The 19,097-nt window shown below is 62.8% G+C and carries 20 protein-coding genes; 18 read left to right on the plus strand and 2 right to left on the minus strand.

Features of this window, described 5'->3' with window-relative positions:
- Positions 1-235 precede the first annotated feature (235 nt).
- The 7 genes from GNP00_RS21185 (at position 236) to GNP00_RS21215 (ending at position 3,986) form a co-directional block, all read left to right on the plus strand.
- Positions 236-478 carry a hypothetical protein gene (locus GNP00_RS21185; protein ID WP_041544179.1) on the plus strand — a complete coding sequence of 81 codons (243 nt, stop codon included), beginning with the start codon at positions 236-238 and terminating at the stop codon, positions 476-478.
- Positions 475-1,830: a hypothetical protein gene (locus tag GNP00_RS21190; RefSeq protein ID WP_011578734.1), complete on the plus strand. Its 1,356-nt coding sequence runs from the start codon at positions 475-477 to the stop codon at positions 1,828-1,830. Before GNP00_RS21185 ends, GNP00_RS21190 begins: the two co-directional genes overlap by 4 nt.
- A 21-nt stretch (positions 1,831-1,851) precedes the next feature.
- Positions 1,852-2,379, plus strand: a complete 528-nt coding sequence (locus GNP00_RS21195; protein ID WP_011578733.1) for a DUF2249 domain-containing protein — start codon at positions 1,852-1,854, stop codon at positions 2,377-2,379.
- Positions 2,380-2,381: 2 nt separating this feature from the next.
- Positions 2,382-2,720 carry a metal-sulfur cluster assembly factor gene (locus GNP00_RS21200; RefSeq protein ID WP_011578732.1) on the plus strand — a complete coding sequence of 113 codons (339 nt, stop codon included), beginning with the start codon at positions 2,382-2,384 and terminating at the stop codon, positions 2,718-2,720.
- Complete coding sequence (locus tag GNP00_RS21205; RefSeq protein WP_011578731.1) at positions 2,717-3,181, plus strand: group III truncated hemoglobin; 465 nt, start codon at positions 2,717-2,719, stop codon at positions 3,179-3,181. The genes GNP00_RS21200 and GNP00_RS21205 overlap by 4 nt, the downstream gene beginning before the upstream one ends.
- Positions 3,182-3,218: 37 nt before the next feature.
- Complete coding sequence (locus tag GNP00_RS21210; RefSeq protein ID WP_011578730.1) at positions 3,219-3,680, plus strand: RrF2 family transcriptional regulator; 462 nt, start codon at positions 3,219-3,221, stop codon at positions 3,678-3,680.
- 84 nt (positions 3,681-3,764) lie between these two features.
- Positions 3,765-3,986: a DUF1858 domain-containing protein gene (locus tag GNP00_RS21215; protein WP_343034336.1), complete on the plus strand. Its 222-nt coding sequence runs from the start codon at positions 3,765-3,767 to the stop codon at positions 3,984-3,986.
- Here GNP00_RS21215 and GNP00_RS21220 read toward each other — a convergent pair.
- Positions 3,983-4,687 (minus strand): Crp/Fnr family transcriptional regulator, encoded by a 705-nt coding sequence (locus GNP00_RS21220; protein ID WP_011578728.1) that lies wholly within the window; start codon positions 4,685-4,687, stop codon positions 3,983-3,985. The two genes, GNP00_RS21215 and GNP00_RS21220, sit on opposite strands and share 4 nt — an antisense overlap.
- A 211-nt stretch (positions 4,688-4,898) precedes the next feature.
- Between GNP00_RS21220 and GNP00_RS21225 the strand changes: the two genes are divergently transcribed.
- The 5 genes from GNP00_RS21225 to GNP00_RS21245 all read left to right on the plus strand — a co-directional run bounded on the left by GNP00_RS21225 (position 4,899) and on the right by GNP00_RS21245 (position 9,077).
- On the plus strand, positions 4,899-5,339 hold the full coding sequence (locus tag GNP00_RS21225) for a pseudoazurin (protein WP_011578727.1): 441 nt from the start codon (positions 4,899-4,901) through the stop codon (positions 5,337-5,339).
- Between the two features lie 79 nt (positions 5,340-5,418).
- The gene (locus GNP00_RS21230; protein ID WP_011578726.1) at positions 5,419-6,624 is read left to right on the plus strand and encodes an NnrS family protein; all 1,206 of its coding nucleotides are present in this window, start codon (positions 5,419-5,421) and stop codon (positions 6,622-6,624) included.
- Positions 6,625-6,639: 15 nt separating this feature from the next.
- The gene (locus tag GNP00_RS21235; RefSeq protein WP_011578725.1) at positions 6,640-6,867 is read left to right on the plus strand and encodes a hypothetical protein; all 228 of its coding nucleotides are present in this window, start codon (positions 6,640-6,642) and stop codon (positions 6,865-6,867) included.
- A 161-nt stretch (positions 6,868-7,028) separates the two neighbouring features.
- Entirely contained in the window at positions 7,029-8,129 is a 1,101-nt protein-coding gene (gene nirK / locus GNP00_RS21240) for a copper-containing nitrite reductase (RefSeq protein ID WP_011578724.1), read from the plus strand.
- A 78-nt stretch (positions 8,130-8,207) separates the two neighbouring features.
- Positions 8,208-9,077, plus strand: coding sequence for a formylglycine-generating enzyme family protein (locus GNP00_RS21245; RefSeq protein ID WP_011578723.1), 870 nt, complete (start codon positions 8,208-8,210; stop codon positions 9,075-9,077).
- 339 nt (positions 9,078-9,416) lie between these two features.
- On the opposite strand, the gene GNP00_RS21250 is transcribed toward GNP00_RS21245, so the two are convergent.
- The gene (locus GNP00_RS21250) at positions 9,417-10,328 is read right to left on the minus strand and encodes a LysR substrate-binding domain-containing protein (protein ID WP_011578722.1); all 912 of its coding nucleotides are present in this window, start codon (positions 10,326-10,328) and stop codon (positions 9,417-9,419) included.
- 105 nt (positions 10,329-10,433) lie between these two features.
- Here GNP00_RS21250 and glyA point away from each other — a divergent pair, with 105 nt between their 5' ends.
- The 6 genes from glyA to GNP00_RS21280 all read left to right on the plus strand — a co-directional run bounded on the left by glyA (position 10,434) and on the right by GNP00_RS21280 (position 18,977).
- The gene (gene glyA, locus GNP00_RS21255; RefSeq protein ID WP_011578721.1) at positions 10,434-11,705 is read left to right on the plus strand and encodes a serine hydroxymethyltransferase; all 1,272 of its coding nucleotides are present in this window, start codon (positions 10,434-10,436) and stop codon (positions 11,703-11,705) included.
- Positions 11,698-13,086, plus strand: a complete 1,389-nt coding sequence (gene lpdA / locus GNP00_RS21260) for a dihydrolipoyl dehydrogenase (protein ID WP_011578720.1) — start codon at positions 11,698-11,700, stop codon at positions 13,084-13,086. The genes glyA and lpdA overlap by 8 nt, the downstream gene beginning before the upstream one ends.
- 83 nt (positions 13,087-13,169) lie before the next feature.
- On the plus strand, positions 13,170-14,312 hold the full coding sequence (gene gcvT, locus GNP00_RS21265; protein WP_011578719.1) for a glycine cleavage system aminomethyltransferase GcvT: 1,143 nt from the start codon (positions 13,170-13,172) through the stop codon (positions 14,310-14,312).
- An 11-nt stretch (positions 14,313-14,323) separates the two neighbouring features.
- Positions 14,324-14,686 (plus strand): glycine cleavage system protein GcvH, encoded by a 363-nt coding sequence (gcvH, locus tag GNP00_RS21270; protein WP_011578718.1) that lies wholly within the window; start codon positions 14,324-14,326, stop codon positions 14,684-14,686.
- Positions 14,687-14,696: 10 nt separating this feature from the next.
- Positions 14,697-17,543 (plus strand): aminomethyl-transferring glycine dehydrogenase, encoded by a 2,847-nt coding sequence (gene gcvP, locus GNP00_RS21275; RefSeq protein WP_011578717.1) that lies wholly within the window; start codon positions 14,697-14,699, stop codon positions 17,541-17,543.
- Positions 17,544-17,594: 51 nt separating this feature from the next.
- Positions 17,595-18,977: an L-serine ammonia-lyase gene (locus GNP00_RS21280; RefSeq protein ID WP_011578716.1), complete on the plus strand. Its 1,383-nt coding sequence runs from the start codon at positions 17,595-17,597 to the stop codon at positions 18,975-18,977.
- The last annotated feature ends 120 nt before the right edge of the window (positions 18,978-19,097 follow it).

Genomic DNA, 19,097 nt, shown 5'->3' on the forward strand with positions numbered 1-19,097 from the left:
CGCAGCGCTCTTTGCGCTAGCGCAAACAAGATCGCGTTTGTCCCGATGGGCCCGCGATGAGACCTGATTCAACCGGTGGGGCACAACATATTGAATCTGATCAGGAAGTGTCGCTGGTTCATGAGGCTAAACGATCGCTGGTTCCGAGGGTGTGGCGTCACCGAGAAAACATAGATTGACAATATATCTTTTGCCAAAGATGCTGAACTCCAGAAACAGATGTGAAGTCAACCGGATGTCTTCCTCAGCTACGCATTCACGAGGTTCGACAGGGGCGTTCGAAGGCAGGGAGCGCCGGCCCGATTTCCATGCCCAGGCAGACCGGCTCGCTTTGCTTGTCGAGCTAAGCGGCGGCAATCTTCTTGGCCCTCCGGGCGGCGAGCTTCTGTGGCTTTGCGACGGCCTCTGCCGTGATGCCACGCGGTGGGAGCAGGAAACCTCCGACGAGCGATCCGGCCTTACCGGAGGTTGGCGATGATCGGTTCGAGCCTGTCACGTTGGACGATGGCCTTCTTCTCTGGCGCGGTGGCATTCCTGATCGCGGCTGAATGCCTGATGGTTGCCGGGTATGGCTTTCCGACGATGCCGGCGGAGGCACCGGAAACCTTGCTGCTCGTCCACACGGTGACGATCGGATGGCTCAGCCTGCTGATGTGTGGAGCTCTGCTGCAGTTCGTCCCGGTGCTGGTCGCACAGCCTCTCCGCGACGAGACCTTGGTTCTGCCAGCGCTGCTGTGTCTGCTTGCAGGCCTTACCTCCTTGTTGGCGGGGTTCCTCCGGCTCACAGGCACACTCGATAGCGATATCCCCTTCCTGCTGATCGGCGGCTGTCTGCTTCCTATTGGCTTTGGGCTGATTCTCTGGACGCTGGGCCGCACGCTCTGGCAGGCGCGGCCACTGCCGTTGCCGGCGCGCTTCGTTGCCGTGGGTCTGACCTGCCTGGCCACCACGTTCCTGCTTGGCGCATTTTTTGCGCACATCCTCTCCGGTCTGATCTCCGACGCGGCGATGATCGATTTTCGGACCCGGCTTCTTCCCGTTCATGCCGCCGCCGGTTTCGGCGGCTGGCTCACCTTCACGGCGATCGGCGTGAGCTACCGACTACTGCCGATGTTCATGCTGGCGCCCGAGGCCGAGCGCACGACCGGCCGCGTGGTCTGGTGGAGCGGCAGCATTGCGCTTCTGTCGATCGTCATGGGGGCGCCGGTGGAATTCGCTCTCGGTGGGAGTGGTCGAATTGCGGGCGTCATCGCCGGGCTGTCCGCCATGGCTGCGCTCGTGTGCTACGGTGTGGATCTGGTCTTCTTCTATCGCAACCGCAGACGGCGAAACATCGAACTGAACAGCAAATCGGCAATCGGGGCCTTCGCTGCGCTATATCTCTCGGCGGCACTCCTTGTTGGTCTGCTTGCGACCGGCACGCTGGCCATTCATGCGGGCGCGCTCGTCTATCTCGTCGCGTTCGGCTGGCTGACAGGGCTGGGGCTCTCGCAGCTCTACAAGATCGTACCGTTTCTGACCTGGCTCGAATGCTACGGGCCCGTTATGGGCCGCAAGCCCACGCCGCGCGTGCAGGATCTGATGGTGGAAAGACGCGATGAACCATTGTTCGTGCTCTACTTCATCGGTGTCCTGGGCGGAACGGTTGCATTGCTGGCAGATGCGCCCAACCTCTTCCGCGTGACGGCGGCCACGACACTGCTTGCGACGGCCGCAATCGTCGTCGAGCTGGTGCTGGCGCGCAGGCTGTTCAATGTCGCCGCCGCTGTACGTTTTCCAAAAGGAACCACGCCGCCGCATCTGTTCCTGCCTGCAATTCGCAACCATTGACCAGGTTGCCTGGAGATTCCCATGACCATTCCCCACCGTGATCTCGACGTAAGGCCGATCCTGCGGGACGGTGGAGAACCGTTCAGCGCCATCATGGAAGCCGTGGCGGAACTGGCGCCTGGACAGAGCTTGCGGTTGCTTGCGAGCTTCAAGCCGATTCCCCTGTTCCAGGTGCTTGGCGCGCGCGGTTTCGAACCGGTATCTCGTGAGATCGGCGGCGGTGATTGGGAAGTCGTCTTCACGCCAGCCGCCGCGATTGCACCGGTTGTCGAAACCTCAGACTCGGTCGGTCACGGGGTTGGCGATGATTGGCAGGTTCCCGTCCGGGAGATCGATTGCCGTGATCTCGATCCGCCCGAACCCATGGTGAAGACGCTCGAGGGTGTCGAGGCTCTTGCCGCCGGGGAGACGATTTCGGCGCTGTTGCCGCGCGAGCCTCTGTTCCTTTTCAAGGAGTTGGAGGCAAGGGGACACCAGTGGCGCGGCGGGTTCGAGCCGGAGGGGCACTATCGCATCGTCATTCGTGCCGGCTCGTCCGGGGGAAAGTAGTCATGAGCGATAAGCCAGGAGAAGGGTTGGCGGAGAGCGTTCGCCAGTCGCTCCGCATGGTGATCGACCCGGAGCTTGGCGAAAACGTCGTTGACCTCGGCCTGATCTACAAGGTGGCAGTCGTCGAGGCCGGAGTGGTGCACGTGGAGATGACGACCACCACGGCCGGGTGTCCCGCAGCAGCCTATCTTAGAGACGCCGTGGAGTCCGCCGCCTGGATCGTCGAAGGGATACAGCGTGTGGAAGTTGGGCTGACATATGACCCGCCGTGGACGCCCGAGATGATGAATGCAGATGCAAGAGCGCATCTGGGGTTTGCGAGAAAGGCGGCGGGCAGATGAGCAAACAATCCGCTGGCAGGACAACGATCATCGTCGACGGCGTCCCGTTGCCGGAAATCCTGGACGAACGCATGATCCACGACGTGGTGCATGGCTTCTATGAGGAGATCCGCAACGACGATCTCCTGGGGCCGATCTTCAACGGTGCGATCAACTCCGAGGCCTGGCCGCACCATCTTGCAAAAATGTGCGATTTCTGGTCGGCGACGTTGCTGCGCACGAAACGCTACGAGGGCCGGCCGTTGCCGCCGCATCTGGCCATTCCTGGCTTGGGCGAGGTGCATTTCCGCCGTTGGCTGATGCTCTTCCGTGCCACCGTTGACAGGCTCTGCCCAGCGGATGTTGCGGTCCTCTTCATGGATCGCGCGCTGCGCATCGCCCATTCCTTCCGCCTTGCGGTCGCGTTCAGCCGTGGCGACGACACGCTCGCGGTCCAGCCCATCCTCAAGGAAAGCCTCTGATGTCGAACTGGCCAGCGAATGCGGCGAGGAATGGCCAATGCGGCTGACGAGTTTTTCCGACTACGCGTTGCGGATGTTGATGTACGCCGCGACGGCGGGGGACCGACTGATTACCATTGAGGAGGCAGCGCGCGCCTTCAGCGTGTCAAAGACGCATCTGAACAAGGTCGCCAACACGCTCACGCGTGGCGGATACCTCAAGGCCGTGCGCGGTCGCTCCGGAGGACTGATGCTCGACCGCCGGCCGGAAACGATTCGCATCGGCGACGTAATCCGAATGACGGAGCCGGATTTCGCACTGGTCGAGTGCTTCGCAACGGGTAACCAGTGCATCCTCACGAACTCTTGCAAGCTGTCCGGCATGCTCGGCGAGGCTATGGCCTCCTTCCATGAAACGCTCGATCGCTACACGCTGGCAGACATCACCCTGACGCCAGAGGATTTCTTCCCGGCACCGCTTCCTCCAAGACGCGCAAGCGCAGCACGACTTTTCGAATGAGTCCGCTTTTCAGTTTGCTGCCGCGCAACGATCGCTTGCTTGAATGCGGTGAACATGGCCGTTTTCCAGATGCGGATATCGGCTGTGAGACAGACACTACACGACGACATGACGATGGATGCAATAATGCGAGAATGGCCGGCCACCATCCGCGTCGTCCTCGATCATGGACTGCTGTGCGTTGGCTGCCCTATCGCCCCATTTCATACCATCATCGATGCCGCGAGAGAACACGATTTGGACCCGGCCTCGCTCGCTCGAGACCTGAAGAGGGCGGTTGCAGAAGAGGACACCGGCACCAGCTAGGTCTTGGACGTGCGTCCTTCCGCAAGCATGAGCAGTTGATGCGGCTCGGTCACGGTCACCTTCTGACGTCCGCTTTTGACCAGACCCTGTTCCTCCCACGCGGTGAGGAGCCGGCTGACTGTGTGCAACGTCGTTCCCGTCATCTCGGCGATATCCTGCCGAGAGATCGGAAAATCGATGAGCACGCCTTCGTCCGTCCTTCTGCCCGTTTGACTGACAAGTTTGAGGAGGGCGTGGGCGACGCGCCGGTCTACCTGTTCCGTCGACATTTCAACGACCCGCGTATGCGCGTCCTGCAGTCTGCTGCCAACTGTTCTGTATGTGTTGACGCCAAAATCAGGAAACGCGGCGGCGAATTCCGGCCAGAGCCGACCCGGCCAGGCGAGCACCACGCAGTCGACGGCGGCGATGGCACTCGCCGGATAGGTCGTGCGGCCAAGCGCGTGGGCGATCCCCATCAGCTCACCGGGGCTGATGTAGCGCACGATCACCTGCTGGCCATCGGGCGTCGTCTTCACCACCCGCACATGCCCGTCGAGCAGCAGGAAGAAAGAATGCGCTTCTCCTTCCTGCTCGAAGACCGCTTCGCCCTTGGCGATGCGGAGCGAGCGGGCCTGCCCGACCATGCGGTCGAGATCAACCGCGGACAGGCCCTGAAATGGGGCAAGCCCGGAAATCAGCGAGCGGTCGAGACGGCTCAAGTTCAAGTTCCTTCGGTCATCTGCCGGCGACCGCCTCGGTCGGAGGCCACCACAGGAATGTCCCACACACAACGCGTCGCGGCAATCCTCGCGCGCTGCGACCTTTTCGGCTCGCAGTACAATCTGTTTGCGTTGCAGCAAAGTCATTGACGGAGGCGTGGCCTATACAAACCCCAACGGTTGAATCCGTCATAAGAGGAAAGGCAATGTCATGAGATTCAAAATCGCCATCGCGGCCGCGTTCGCCGGTCTTTTGCTGGCCGGCGCCGCCCAGGCCGCCGACCATCAGGTCCAGATGCTCAACAAGGGCGAGAAAGGCGCAATGGTGTTCCAGCCCGACTTCATCGTCGCCGCGCCCGGTGACACCATCACCTTCGTGCCGACTGACAAGTCGCACGACGCCGAAAGCATCAAGGGGATGATCCCCGACGGCGCCGAACCGTTCAAGGGCAAGATGAACGAACAGATCACCGTGGCCTTCGACAAGGAGGGAGTCTATGGCGTCAAATGCACGCCGCACTACGGTATGGGCATGGTCGCGCTCGTCGTCGTCGGCAAGCCGGTGAATCTCGACCAGGCCAAGGCCGTCAAGCAGACAGGCAAGGCCAAGAAGGTGTTCGAGCAGTTGTTTGCTGCAGTTCCCACGAATTGACAGGCTGCATTGACTGCATGGCGCCGGCCAGATGTCGGGTTCCCGGATCCAAGGGCCGGGAACCCCTCGGGAGACGATAATGGCAATAGCGCGCACCAGGCCGGGCAACTATCCGGCGCTTCTATCCTATGGCTTTCGGCCGTTCTTCCAGCTGGGTTCGCTCTATGCTGGATTGACGGTTCTGTTCTGGCTACCGCTATTTTACGGCAGGCTTGCGACCGCAAGCATCTTCACGCCGATTGACTGGCACATCCATGAGATGCTGTTCGGCTATCTCGCGGCGATCGTGACAGGCTTCCTCCTGACCGCCATACCGAACTGGACAGGTCGCCTGCCGGTGCAAGGCATGCCGCTTCTTGCCCTGGTTCTCCTGTGGCTTGCAGGACGGTTCGCCGTCTTCTTCTCTGCAGAAACCGGCTGGCTCGCCGCTGCGGCGATCGATTGCTCGTTTCTGGCAGCGGTCGCCCTGGCGGCCGCGACCGAGATTGCCGCCGGCCGCAACTGGCGAAATCTCAAAGTGCTTGTCCCGGTATCCGTGCTGCTTGCAGCCAACGTCCTGTTCCATGCCGAAGCTCACTTTGCCGGGATTTCCGACATCAGCCGCCGGCTTGGCATCGGCGCGGCGATCGTTCTCATTATGATTATTGGAGGACGGATCATTCCGAGCTTCACGCGCAACTGGCTAGCCCGGCAAAATCCGGGGCGGCTCCCGATTCCCTTCGGCCGGTTCGACACTGCGGCAATTATGCTTTCCGCCGCGGCGCTGGCGGCCTGGACATTTCTGCCCGACCGGGTTGAAACGGGCGCGGCACTACTTGCCGCTGCGTTATTCAATCTCCTCCGGCTACTACGCTGGGCCGGCGACCGTACGATGCGCGATCCGCTCGTCCTTGTCCTGCACGCCGCCTATTTCTTCGTGCCTGCCGGGCTGGTGCTCGCCGGTCTAGCGATCGTCGTTCCGGAAAGCGTTCCGACCGCGGCCGCCATTCATGCTTTCGGCGTCGGTGCGATCGGATGCATGACGCTCGCGGTCATGACGCGCGCCACACTAGGCCACACGGGACGGGAATTGCGGGCTGACGTCGGCACCTGCCTGGTCTACACTGCAATTGTGGTGGCCGCGTTGCTACGCATAGCGGCAGCCTTCGCGCCCACGGAGGCCGGGCTGCTGCATGGATCGGCGGCCCTGTGGGTGGGTGCATTCCTCGGATATGGTGTCCTGTTCGGCGGCATGCTGGTGCGCCCCAAACTTCGTGCGCGGCAGCCAAACATCTCGCCTTCCTGAAGCGAGGTTCCCAGTATGGCTGCTTCGAATCGTAGTGAATGCACCGATCGTCTGGAGGCGATAGCCCGCGAGGCCTATGACCGTTGCCATCCTGACGACAGCTTCGACGACTTGGCGCGGCGGGCGCGCTTTTCGAAGGAAGACCGAGGCCTGCTGGACGATTGGCTCGCCTTTGCGCGACGGGAACTTCAGAGTGTCAGGAACGATCAAAAAACTGGCGCACCCCGTGGCGGGAACTGGTGATGCCTCGCTCCATGCGTTTCCTCTTGACCCGCGATCCGACCGGCTTGGATCTCGCTGAAGCTACACGCATCGTACGTTTGCGCCAGCGCAAAGACCATCTGCACCGAGGGCGATAGATATTCTCCGCAAAGAGCAATCAGGCTCAATAAGGAGACAAGAAGATGTTCACGCGACGCGAAGCACTGTTTGGCGTGGCCGGCGCGGCGGTGATTGCAACGCTGCCCGTCGGGCTCAATATGGCCCACGCCGCCGATGTGGCAGGCCTCTCGCGCGAGAAGGTCGCGCTGGTCGCTCCGCCATTCGTCCATGCGCATCAGCAGGTCGCCACAGGCGGCCCGAAGGTCGTTGAGTTCCAGCTCACCATCAAGGAGCAGCCGGTCGTCATCGACGGTGACGGTACCACGCTGCAGGCAATGACCTATGATGGCTCGATCCCGGGGCCGATGATGGTTGTCCATGAAAACGACTATGTCGAACTGACGCTCATCAATCCTGACACCAACGAGATGCCGCACAACATCGATTTCCACGCGGCCACCGGTGCGCTGGGCGGCGGCGCCCTTACAAACGTCAACCCCGGCGAGCAGGCGGTATTGCGCTTCAAGGCGACGCGTGCCGGCACGTTTGTCTACCACTGCGCACCTTCGGGCATGATTCCCTGGCACGTCGTTTCGGGCATGAGCGGAACGATCATGGTGCTGCCACGTGACGGGCTCAAGGATCATGAAGGCAAGCCGCTGATCTACGACAAAGTTCTCTATATTGGTGAGAGCGACTTTTACGTCCCCCGCGACGAGAACGGCAATTTCAAGAAGTTCGAGACCCTTGGCGACAGCTACGACGAAACGCTGAAGGTGATGCGCGGTCTCATTCCGACCCATGTCGTTTTCAACGGCAAGGTGGGTGCGTTGACCGGCGACAACGCCCTGAAGGCAAAGGTGGGGGAGAAGGTTCTGATCGTTCATTCCCAGGCCAACCGCGATACCCGGCCACACCTGATCGGCGGTCATGGCGACTTTGTCTGGGAGCAGGGTAAGTTCGCCAACGCTCCGGACCGCGACCTCGAAACCTGGTTTATCCGTGGCGGCTCGGCGGGAGCTGCGTTCTATATGTTCCGCCAACCCGGCGTCTACGCCTACGTTAACCACAATCTGATCGAAGCTGCCGAACTCGGGGCCACGGCACACATCGTGGTCGAAGGAAACTGGGACGACGACCTGATGACGCAGGTCGCAGCACCTGGTCCCATCCCGACCAATTGATCGGGCGCAACACGCAATAGCAGTCGCTGTCGACCCGCCTTCGCCCTCAAGGCGGGTCGTCCGTGCGAGGACACAGTCATGAAACTCAAGACCCCTTCATTGCTTGCCCTGACCGCGGCGCTCGGACTTGCGGCCGCCGTCGGGCTCGGCGGTCGCGGGGCAGACCCAACCACGAGCGTGGGACCGATCGCCACCATCGCCATCGCGCCGGGCTCGTTCACTTTCAGGCCGCCCGGCGATTATCTTCGGTCAAACCGGCCCGTCGACGCGCCGCTACGCAAGATGGATGTCCGCGCTGGCTTCGAGATCATGAAGTATCAGGTCAGCGTCGCCGACTATGCGCGCTGCGTGGCGGACGGTGCCTGCTTAGCCGCGGAGGGCCGTGCGTCGATGCCGGAAACAATGCCAGTGACCGGCGTCAACTATCGTGACGCCACCGCCTATACAGTTTGGCTATCTAGCGCGACGGGTGAAAGCTGGCGCCTTCCGACCGACGCGGAATGGGCTTTTGCCGCGGCAGAGCGCTTCCCTGACGAAGCGCTTGGACTGCTAGATGACGGCACTAACCCCGCCACGCGTTGGCTCGCTCGCTACCGCAACGAGGCAGGCAAGGCGGCGCCCGATCCCGAGCCGAAACCTCAAGGATTCTTCGGCGTCAACAGCAAGGGACTTGCCGACGTTGCAGGCAATGTTTGGGACTGGACGACGACCTGCTATGCGCATGCCAGCCTCAACGCCGATGGCAGCATCGCCGAAAGCACAGAGAACTGCGGTGTGCGCGTGGTCGGTGGCCGGCATCGGGGCTACATGTCCTTTTTCATCCGCGACGGCAAAAGCGGTGGATGTGCGGCCGGCATGGCGCCGCATAATCTTGGCATCCGGTTGGTTCGCGACAAGCCTTCGGCGATCGCCCGACTGAGGAGCCTGCTGAACAGGACGGCAAGCTGATCTCGACCTGCCACCGGCGAAGTCGAAGCGGAGAACGTCCCCTCTCTTTCGCTGTGCCCGTCAAAGCCGCCGACAATCGATTCGCCGTCGCAAATCGTTACTAAGACGCGCGGGGCGTCAGCTCTTCGGTGTTCCGACTTCAGTAGCCTTGGCTTGTCGACGCCCATTCTGCAGCGGCTGCAAATCAACCAGTCACAATCACAGTGAAAAGGTACTAGCAGTTTCTCAGCGCTCCACATGCAAGAGTCCGGGCTGAGCATCGCGCCGGCGCGCTACGATTGACGCCCCCAGCGACAGAGGAACTAGGGAAGCACCGGCGAACAACGGAAATGGCCTCCCTCAGCCGGTCCTATCGCCGGGCCTTTCGGCTTGGCTGAGATGTTCCGCAATATAGGTTTCCAGGCAGTGTATCGCCTCAGCGGATTCGACCGCGAGGAGGCGATGCAGCCGAACCTCCAGATGCCCAAGCGAATTCAGCCCGTCGGGGCTTCCCAAGAGCCGAACGTCGCCCGGAAGAGTGCTCTGCACCATGGCGGTGACGCCGAGCCCGGCCCTAACCGCAGCAATTGCGGCGGTATAGCTCGAACTAAGGTAGCTGATGCGGCAGAGCTTCGCCTCCCTGTTCAGTTGATACAGCATAAGCTTCCGATAGATGCAGGGCGGCGGCGCCAAGACCAGCGGTAGGGGGCTTCGCATGTGTCCAAAATGATCCGCGCTGGTGAACCATACCAGCGGTTCCGTATGGATGAGCTTACCACTGCCGGCCCGCTGATTGTCGTGCAAGGCCACGACAAGGTCGAATTCGCCATTTTGCTGACGTGTAAGAAGATTCTCGCTGAGATCGCTCGTGACTTCGAGCATGACATTGGGATGGGCCTGCGCAAAACGTCCGAGCAGATGGGGTAGCATGGAGGCGGTGTATTCGCTCGGTGCGCCAAGCCGTACCCTGCCAGACACTGCCGGGCTTTGCATCAACGCCAGAACCTCATCATTTAGCGCCAGCATGCGGCGGGCATATTGTGCGAAAGTACGTCCCTGACCGGTGAGTTGCAGACTATGAGCGTCGCGCTGAAATAGCTGCGTGCCGACGACCTCCTCCAGCCGCTTTATCTGAAGGCTGACTGCTGACTGCGTGCGCCCCACCATCTCAGCCGCACGAGTGAAACTGCCCCCGTCGATTGCACTGACGAAACTGCGCATCAGGTCTGTAGGGATGTTCGGCACGACGATCCTATCATAAATGATCTTCATGCTAACATAAGAACTATGAACTTCAACAATGATAATCGATGGATATCCTTTGCCGAAGAATCGGGCAGTCTGCGCTGACCCTCATCAAATCGGAGAATCAGAAAAATGACCAACGGCACAGCTCCGCTTTCCGTTTTCGATCCAGCCCTTTGGGCGGCCATCCAGGCCGAAGGGCGGCGCCAGGAGGGCGAAATCGAGCTGATCGCGTCGGAAAACCATGCCAGCCCAAGAGTCATGGCGGCGCAGGGCTCGGTGCTGACCAATAAATATGCCGAAGGCTATCCTGGAAAGCGCTACTACGGCGGCTGCGGCGAGGTGGACGTTGTCGAGCAGCTGGCGATCGATCGCGTAAAGCAGCTGTTCGGCGCGCAATTTGCCAATGTGCAGCCCCATTCAGGCGCCCAGGCGAACGGCGCGGTGATGCTGGCGCTGCTGCTGCCGGGCGACACCATTCTCGGCATGTCTCTGGATGCCGGCGGCCATCTCACCCACGGTGCACGCCCAGCGTTGTCAGGCAAGTGGTTCCGGGCCATCGCCTATGGGCTGACGCCGGACGGTCTGATCGACTACGATCAGGTAGCCGCACTGGCAGAAGCCGAGCGCCCGAAGCTGATCATCGCCGGCGCTTCGGCCTATTCGCGGGTGATCGACTTCGCCCGGTTCCGAGCAATTGCCGACGGCGTCGGCGCCACGCTGATGGTCGACATGGCCCATATCGCGGGGCTGGTCGCCACGGGCCATCACCCGAGCCCGATGCCGCATGCCGATGTCGTCACCTCCACCACGCATAAGACACTTCGCGGTCCGCGCGGCGGCATCATCCTGACCAATGACGAGGCCATCGCCAAGAAGATCAACGCGGCGGTATTTCCCGGCCTGCAGGGCGGCCCGCTGATGCATGTGATCGCCGCCAAGGCCGTCGCCTTCGCCGAGGCGCTCGAGCCGGATTTCACGGAGTATGCCGGACGGGTCGTGGCCAGCGCCAAGGCGCTCGCCGAGGTTCTGGTCGAGCGCGGCGCGGCGATTGTGTCCGGCGGCACCGACAACCATCTGATGCTGGTCGATTTGCGCCCCCTCGGTTTGAAGGGCAACGAGGCGGCCGAGGCGCTGGAGCGCGCAGGCATCACCTGCAACAAGAACGGCGTGCCCGACGACCCCGAGAAGCCCACCGTAACCTCGGGCATCCGCCTCGGCACCGCGGCCGGTTGTTCACGCGGTTTCGGCCCCGGGGAATTCCGGCAGATCGGCCATCTGATCGGGGACGTGCTGGACAGCCTGCGCGACGGCCCGAACGCTGTCGTCGAAGACGCCGTGCACCAAAAGGTCGCCGCTCTCTGCCTCGCCTTCCCGATCTATGGGGGCGAAGCCGATGTCTGATTTCGACCTGATCGTCATCGGCGCCGGCCCGGGCGGCTATGTCGCGGCACTCAGGGCGGCACAGGCCGGCATGCGGGTAGCCTGCATTGACGAGCGTGCCACCGCCGGCGGCACCTGCCTGAATGTCGGCTGCATTCCCTCGAAGGCGCTGCTGTCATCGACCGAACACTGGGCAGGGTTGAAGTCCCTCGCCGACCACGGCATCGAGACCGAAGCCGCCCGCGTTGACCTTTCGCGCATGATGGCGCGCAAGGACAAGGTGGTTTCCGACCTGACCAAAAGCATCGCCTTCCTGTTCAACAAGGCCGGCGTGGAATTCATCCACGGGCGCGCGAGCATCGCCGCTCCGGGGCGGGTCACAGTTGGCGTACGCGAGATTTCATCCCAGCACATCCTGATCGCCACGGGGTCCGCGCCTGCTGTCCTGCCCAATGTCCCCTTCGACGAAAAGCTCGTCCTGTCGTCGACCGGCGCCTTGTCGCTCGCCAAGGTGCCGGATCGGCTGGTGGTGGTCGGCGCCGGCGTCATCGGCCTCGAGATCGGCCAGATTTGGTCGCGCCTTGGCGCCAAGGTAACCGTCGTTGAGTATCTTGACCGCATCTTGCCCGGCATGGACGGCGAAACTGCCAAGAATGCCCAGCGAATCTTCGCACGGCAAGGCATCGGCTTCATGCTGAACGCAGCCGTCGAGGCAGTCGTCGACAATGGCGAGACGGCAGAAATCAAAATCAAAAGCCGCGCGTCGGGCAAGGTTGAAAAGCTTCAGGCGGACGCTGTCCTCGTCGCCATTGGCAGGAAGCCCCACACCGGAGGACTGGGGCTTGAGGCTTTGCGCGTCAGGCGAGACGCCAGAGGCTTCATCGAAGTGGATGAGCAATTCCGAACAAGTGTGCCCGGCATCTTGGCTATCGGCGATGTCGTGCCCGGACCGATGCTCGCCCACAAGGCGGAGGAAGACGCCGTCGCCTGCATCGATGCGCTGGCGGGTAAGCCGCATTGCGCACCCGACTACGGCCTCGTGCCGGGCGTGGTCTATACAACGCCGGAAATCGCTGGCGTGGGTCTGACGGAAGACGATGCGAGTGCCGCAGGACGCGCAGTTTTGATCGGAAAGGCCAGCTTCCTTGCAAACGGACGCGCCCGCGCGATCGGAACCACCGACGGCTTCGCCAAGGTTATCGCCTGCGCTGAAACAGGCAAGCTTCTCGGTGCGCATATCCTCGGCCACGGCGCCGGCGAACTGCTGCAGGAGCTCGTCCTGGCGCTTCGGTTCGGTGCGAGCCTGAACGATGTCGCCGGAACATCGCATGCCCATCCCGGAATGGGTGAGGCGGTGAAGGAGGCATGCCTGTCGGTACTCGACGCCAGAAGCTTGGACTGAAAGCACACTGACACCCGCCGTGATGCACAGGCGGTGTCCGTCGTGCGTTTCCACAATACACAATTTTCCGGTCGGAGCCTTTTATGACCTTGCTAGACGACTTGCGACAAACGCCGCTCACCGCCTTCAACAGGGGGCACGGCGGCAAGATGGTGCCGTTCGCCGGCTACGAGATGCCGGTTCAGTTTCCCGACGGCGTTCTGAAGGAACACCTGTACTGCCGTGCGGCTTCCGGGCTCTTCGATGTCAGCCACATGGGGCAGGTCCTTCTTCGCCCGAAATCGGGCAGGATCGAGGATGCAGCTCTGGCGCTTGAGCGGCTCGTTCCGGTTGATGTCCTCGGCCTGAAGTCGGGGCGCCAGCGCTACGGCCTTTTCACCGCGGAAGATGGCGGCATCCTCGACGACCTGATGATCGCCAACCGCGGCGATCACCTGTTCCTGGTGGTCAACGCCGCCTGCAAGGCGCAGGATGTCGCCCATTTCTGGGCCCACCTCGGCAATGACTGCGAGGTCGAGGAGCTCACGGATCGTGTCTTGATCGCCTTGCAGGGCCCGGATGCAGAGGCTGCGCTCGCGGTTCTCGCTCCTGAGGTGGCAAAGATGCATGCCATGGAGGTCGCCGACGTCAATCTGCTGGGAACGCCCTGCATCGTGGCACGGGCAGGTTATACCGGCGAAGACGGTTACGAGATCTCGCTGCCCGCCAGCCATGCCGTGGCGCTCGCCGAAGCACTGCTGGAAGACGAACGCGTGCGACCCGTCGGGCTGGGTGCGCGAGACTGCCTGAGGCTGGAAGCTGGGATGTGCCTTTATGGCCACGACATCGACACCACTACCACCCCGGCGCAAGGCGCGCTCGAATGGGCGATCCAGAGGGTGTGGCGCAACGGCGGAGCACGCGCCGGCGGCTTTCCAGGCGCTGAAACGATCCTGAAAGAACTGGAGAGAGGGGCCTTTCGGCGTCGTGTCGGCCTGCGGATCGATGGCCGCGCGCCGATCTGCGAGGGCACCGCGCTTTTTGCTGACGAAGTCGGCGGCGAACCGGTCGGACAGGTGACGTCGGGCGGATTTGGCCCCGCCGTCAATGCGTCGGTCGCGATGGCACATGTTCCAACAGCTCTCTCCGCCGCGGACACGCCCTTGTTCGCCGAAGTCAGGGGCAAGCGCCTGCGCTTCTTCGTCTCCCCGCTACCTTTCATCAAGCAACGCTACAAACGGACTTGAGGAGACTCGCAATGCTGAAATTCACCGAAGATCACGAATGGCTGTCCATCAAGGGTGGCGTAGCGACGGTCGGCATCACCCGCTACGCCACCGAACTGCTGGGGGATCTGGTCTTCGTCGACCTGCCAGCGGTCGGCACCGTGCTCGAAAAGGGCGAGACGGCAGCCACCGTGGAGTCCGTCAAGGCCGCCTCCGACGTCTATTGCCCACTGGCCGACGAGATCATCGCGGTCAATGAACTCCTCCACAGCGACCCTGCCATGATCAACCGGTCGCCCGAAAGCGAAGGCTGGTTCTTCAGGCTGCGCCTCGCAAACGTGGATGATGCCACAGCGTTGATGGATGAAGCCGCCTATCTGGCAATGGTGGGATGAGCACAAGCAGATGAGCTACACCCCGACAGGCTACGCACCGTACGACTTCGCAAACCGCCGCCACATCGGCCCCTCCCCGCGCGAAATGGCGGAGATGCTGGAAACTGTCGGAGCCGAAAGCCTCGATGCCTTCATCGACGCAATCGTTCCCGCAGACATCCGGCAGACGCGCCCGCTCGCCTGGGGCAAGGCCCTTTCCGAGCGCGGCGTTCTGGAACGGCTGCGCAACGTGGCCAAGAAGAACAAGCCCAATGCCAGCTTCATCGGACAGGGCTACCACGGCACCTTCACCCCGCCGGCGATCCAGCGCAACATCTTCGAGAACCCGGCCTGGTACACCGCCTACACGCCCTATCAGCCCGAGATCAGCCAGGGCCGGCTTGAGGCGCTGCTCAATTATCAGACCATGATGACCAATCTGACCGGGCTCGACATCGCCAATGCGTCGTTGCTCGATGAAGGCACCGCCGCCGCCGAAGCCATGGCCCTGTGCGAACGTGCGTCGCGCACCAAGGCCCGCGCCTTCTTTGTCGACCATCATTGCCATCCGCAGACAATCGCCGTGGTTGCGACCCGGGCGGAGCCGCTTGGATGGGAAGTGATCGTCGGCGATCCCTTCACCTATCTCGATCCGTCGCGCGTTTTCGGCGCCCTGTTTCAGTATCCCGGCACCTATGGCCATGTGCATGACTTCACCGCTCCGATCGCAGCGCTCAAGGACGCTGGCGCCCTTGCCGTGGTGGCCGCCGACCCGCTGGCGCTGACCCTGTTGAAGCCACCGGGCGAGATGGGCGCCGACATCGCCATCGGCTCCAGCCAGCGTTTCGGCGTGCCCCTGGGCTATGGCGGTCCGCACGCCGCCTACATGACCGTGCGTGCCAACCTCGCGCGGTCGATGCCGGGCCGGATCGTCGGCGTCTCCATCGACGCCCGCGGCAATCGCGCCTATCGGCTGTCGCTGCAGACGCGCGAACAGCATATCCGCCGCGAGAAGGCGACATCCAATGTCTGCACCGCGCAGGCGCTACTGGCCGTCATGGCCTCGATGTACGGCGTCTTCCACGGACCCGACGGATTGCGGGCGATCGCCGAGCGCATCCACCGCAAGATCGTGCGGCTGGTCAAGGGACTGGAAACCCTTGGCTTCCCAATCGAACCGGTAAGTTTCTTCGACACGGTGACAGTGGAATGCGGCCCCCGCCGCGACGCCATCCTGGCATCCGCCCTGCGCGAAGGGATCAACCTTCGCCCGATCGGCGAGACGCGGATCGGCATCACTTTCGACGAGACTGTCCGGCGCAGCCACACCGAGGCGATCTGGCGTGCTTTTGGCGGCGGCATGGCCGACGACGACATGACGCCTGACTACCGCCTGCCCGAGGCTCTGCTACGAACCTCGAGCTTCATGACCCACCCGGTCTTCCACATGAACCGCGCCGAAGCCGAGATGACGCGCTACATGCGCCGCCTCGCCGACCGCGACCTTGCGCTTGACCGGGCAATGATCCCGCTCGGCAGCTGCACCATGAAGCTCAATGCCACCGCCGAAATGATGGCGTTGAGCTGGCCGGAATTCGCGAACATGCACCCCTATGCCCCCGCCGATCAGGCACAGGGTTATGCCGAGATGCTGAGCGACCTCGAGGCGAAATTGTGCCAGATCACCGGCTATGACGCATTTTCGATGCAGCCGAATTCGGGTGCCCAGGGCGAATATGCCGGTCTATTGACGATCCGCCGCTATCACGAGGTGCAGGGCGACGGGCATCGCAACATTTGCCTGATCCCGACCTCGGCGCATGGCACCAATCCGGCTTCCGCACAGATGGCTGGCATGAAGGTGGTGGTGGTCGGCGTGGCCGCCGACGGCAACATCGACGTCGCCGACTTCCGCGCCAAGGCCGAAGCCCATGCCGAAAACCTCGCGGCTTGCATGATCACCTACCCCTCGACCCACGGCGTGTTCGAGACGACCGTTCGCGAGATCTGCGACATCACCCATGCGAATGGCGGACAGGTCTATATCGACGGCGCCAACATGAACGCCATGGTCGGCCTGGCGCGCCCCGGCGATATCGGCGGCGACGTAAGCCATCTCAACCTGCACAAGACCTTCGCCATCCCGCATGGCGGCGGCGGACCAGGCATGGGACCGATCGGCGTCAAGGCGCATCTTGTGCCGCATCTGCCAGGCAACCCGCCTGCCGGCAAGTTCGCCATCTCGGCCGCACCGTTCGGCTCCGCCTCGATCCTGCTCATTTCTTGGGCCTATTGCCTGCTGATGGGTGGTGAGGGCCTGACCCAGGCGACCAAGACCGCGATCCTGAGCGCCAACTACATCGCGCGGCGACTGGCATCCGCCTACCCGATCCTCTACAGCTCAGCCGCCGGCCACGTCGCGCATGAATGCATTCTCGATACGCGAGTGCTGAAGGAGCGCGCCGGGGTGACCGTCGACGACATCGCCAAGCGTCTTGTCGACTGCGGCTTCCACGCGCCGACGATGAGCTGGCCAGTGGCCGGCACACTGATGGTAGAGCCGACGGAAAGCGAGCCCAAGGCCGAGCTCGATCGCTTCATCGAGGCCATGCTGGGCATCGCCGCCGAAGCGGAAGCGATTGCCGCCGGCACCCTGGACGCCCAGGACAACCCGCTGAAGCGCGCGCCCCATACCGTCGAGGATCTCGTCGGCGAATGGGACCGGCTCTACAGCCGCGAGGCCGCCTGCTTCCCGGCAGGCTCGTTCCGCACCGACAAATATTGGCCGCCCGTCAACCGGATCGACAATGTCCATGGCGACCGCAACCTTGTCTGCACCTGCCCGCCGCTCGAAAGCTACGCGGAAGCTGCCGAGTGAGCCTGTCGCCCCCGGTCGCGCGCCGGGGGCGTCCCCTCCAAGGATCGATAAATGTTCCTGTCTGTCTTCGATATCTTCAAGATCGGCATCGGCCCCTCCTCGTCGCACACTATGGGGCCGATGGTCGCCGCTGGGCGCTTCATCGAGGCGCTCGCCGCCCAGCCCAACCGGACCGAATGCCGGCGGCTGACGGTTTCGCTGTACGGCTCCCTCGCCTTCACCGGCAAGGGCCACGCAACGGACCGGGCGGTGTTTTTGGGGTTGATGGGGTTTCTCCCCGATACGCTCGACCCCGACCAGGCCGAAGCCCTCGTTGCGCAGCTCCAGGCAACCCGCAGCATCACGGCGCCCGGCATCGGCGCAATAACCTTCGATCCGGACAGCGACCTCGTCTTCGACTACGGGCCGCCGCTGCCGGGCCATGCCAACGGCATGGTCTTCACCGCATTTGGACCCTCAGGCACTGTCCTGCTGCGCCAGGTCTGGTACTCGATCGGCGGCGGTTTCGTCGTTAGCGAAGACGAGCTCTCCGCCACCTCGACATCACGGGACGCTGCGCCAACCGATGTGCCTTATCCCTTCACCTCTGCCGTCGAGATGCTGCGGATGGGACGCGCCTCTGGACTGTCGATCGCGGCGATGAAGGAGGCGAACGAACGCGTGCGCCATGGTCGCGATCTGGAGCCGGGACTTGAACGACTGCAGGCGGCGATGAACGGCTGCATCGATCGCGGCCTCAGGCAGGAAGGAATACTGCCCGGAGGACTGTCCGTGCGACGCCGCGCTCGAGGCCTGCACCAGCAATTGCTCGGCGAGCGCGGCAGCAACCGGACACAGCCGCACGCGGCGACCGACTGGCTGCTCGTTTATGCCATGGCCGTCAACGAGGAAAATGCGGCCGGAGGGCGCGTCGTGACCGCGCCGACCAACGGCGCCGCCGGGGTCGTACCCGCAGTGCTGCGCTACTATCGCGGCCACTGTGTCGGTGCCAGCGCGGATGGCAAACGGCAGTTTCTCCTGACCGCAGCCGCCATCGGCGGGCTGATCAAGCACCGCGCCTCGATCTCGGGTGCGGAGTGCGGATGCCAGGCCGAAATCGGCTCGGCATCCGCCATGGCCGCGTCCGGGCTTTGCGCGGCGCTTGGCGGAACCAACGAGCAGATCGAGAACGCCGCAGAAATCGCGCTCGAGCATCATCTCGGTATGACGTGCGACCCGGTCGGCGGCCTCGTCCAGGTGCCCTGCATCGAACGCAACGGCCTCGGCGCGATCAAGGCAGTCTCCGCAGCCAGCCTGGCGTTGCGTGGCGACGGCCAGCATTTCATGCCACTCGACAATTGCATCCAAACGATGCGTCAGATCGGGCATGACATGTCCGAGAAGTACAAGGAAACGTCCATCGGCGGGCTCGCGGTGAATCTGCCCGAATGCTGAAATCTGGTGTTTCGCGCGCCGGCACAGCCTTCAACAAGACGATCGCGCAACAGTGCGACGGTCAAGGACGCCTGGTTTGTGATTCCTCTTTGTCGATGGGTTTCGAAGGCCCAACGTGTC

The organism is Chelativorans multitrophicus, from assembly GCF_011317445.1.
Lineage (GTDB): Bacteria > Pseudomonadota > Alphaproteobacteria > Rhizobiales > Rhizobiaceae > Chelativorans > Chelativorans multitrophicus.

Coding starts and splice junctions, on each gene's coding strand:
- GNP00_RS21185 (WP_041544179.1), top strand. CDS start 236: ATGTCTTCCTCAGCTACGCATTCACGAGGTTCGACAGGGGCGTTCGAA.
- GNP00_RS21190 (WP_011578734.1), top strand. CDS start 475: ATGATCGGTTCGAGCCTGTCACGTTGGACGATGGCCTTCTTCTCTGGC.
- GNP00_RS21195 (WP_011578733.1), top strand. CDS start 1,852: ATGACCATTCCCCACCGTGATCTCGACGTAAGGCCGATCCTGCGGGAC.
- GNP00_RS21200 (WP_011578732.1), top strand. CDS start 2,382: ATGAGCGATAAGCCAGGAGAAGGGTTGGCGGAGAGCGTTCGCCAGTCG.
- GNP00_RS21205 (WP_011578731.1), top strand. CDS start 2,717: ATGAGCAAACAATCCGCTGGCAGGACAACGATCATCGTCGACGGCGTC.
- GNP00_RS21210 (WP_011578730.1), top strand. CDS start 3,219: ATGCGGCTGACGAGTTTTTCCGACTACGCGTTGCGGATGTTGATGTAC.
- GNP00_RS21225 (WP_011578727.1), top strand. CDS start 4,899: ATGAGATTCAAAATCGCCATCGCGGCCGCGTTCGCCGGTCTTTTGCTG.
- GNP00_RS21230 (WP_011578726.1), top strand. CDS start 5,419: ATGGCAATAGCGCGCACCAGGCCGGGCAACTATCCGGCGCTTCTATCC.
- GNP00_RS21235 (WP_011578725.1), top strand. CDS start 6,640: ATGGCTGCTTCGAATCGTAGTGAATGCACCGATCGTCTGGAGGCGATA.
- nirK (WP_011578724.1), top strand. CDS start 7,029: ATGTTCACGCGACGCGAAGCACTGTTTGGCGTGGCCGGCGCGGCGGTG.
- GNP00_RS21245 (WP_011578723.1), top strand. CDS start 8,208: ATGAAACTCAAGACCCCTTCATTGCTTGCCCTGACCGCGGCGCTCGGA.
- GNP00_RS21250 (WP_011578722.1), bottom strand. CDS start 10,328: ATGAAGATCATTTATGATAGGATCGTCGTGCCGAACATCCCTACAGAC.
- glyA (WP_011578721.1), top strand. CDS start 10,434: ATGACCAACGGCACAGCTCCGCTTTCCGTTTTCGATCCAGCCCTTTGG.
- lpdA (WP_011578720.1), top strand. CDS start 11,698: ATGTCTGATTTCGACCTGATCGTCATCGGCGCCGGCCCGGGCGGCTAT.
- gcvT (WP_011578719.1), top strand. CDS start 13,170: ATGACCTTGCTAGACGACTTGCGACAAACGCCGCTCACCGCCTTCAAC.
- gcvH (WP_011578718.1), top strand. CDS start 14,324: ATGCTGAAATTCACCGAAGATCACGAATGGCTGTCCATCAAGGGTGGC.
- gcvP (WP_011578717.1), top strand. CDS start 14,697: ATGAGCTACACCCCGACAGGCTACGCACCGTACGACTTCGCAAACCGC.
- GNP00_RS21280 (WP_011578716.1), top strand. CDS start 17,595: ATGTTCCTGTCTGTCTTCGATATCTTCAAGATCGGCATCGGCCCCTCC.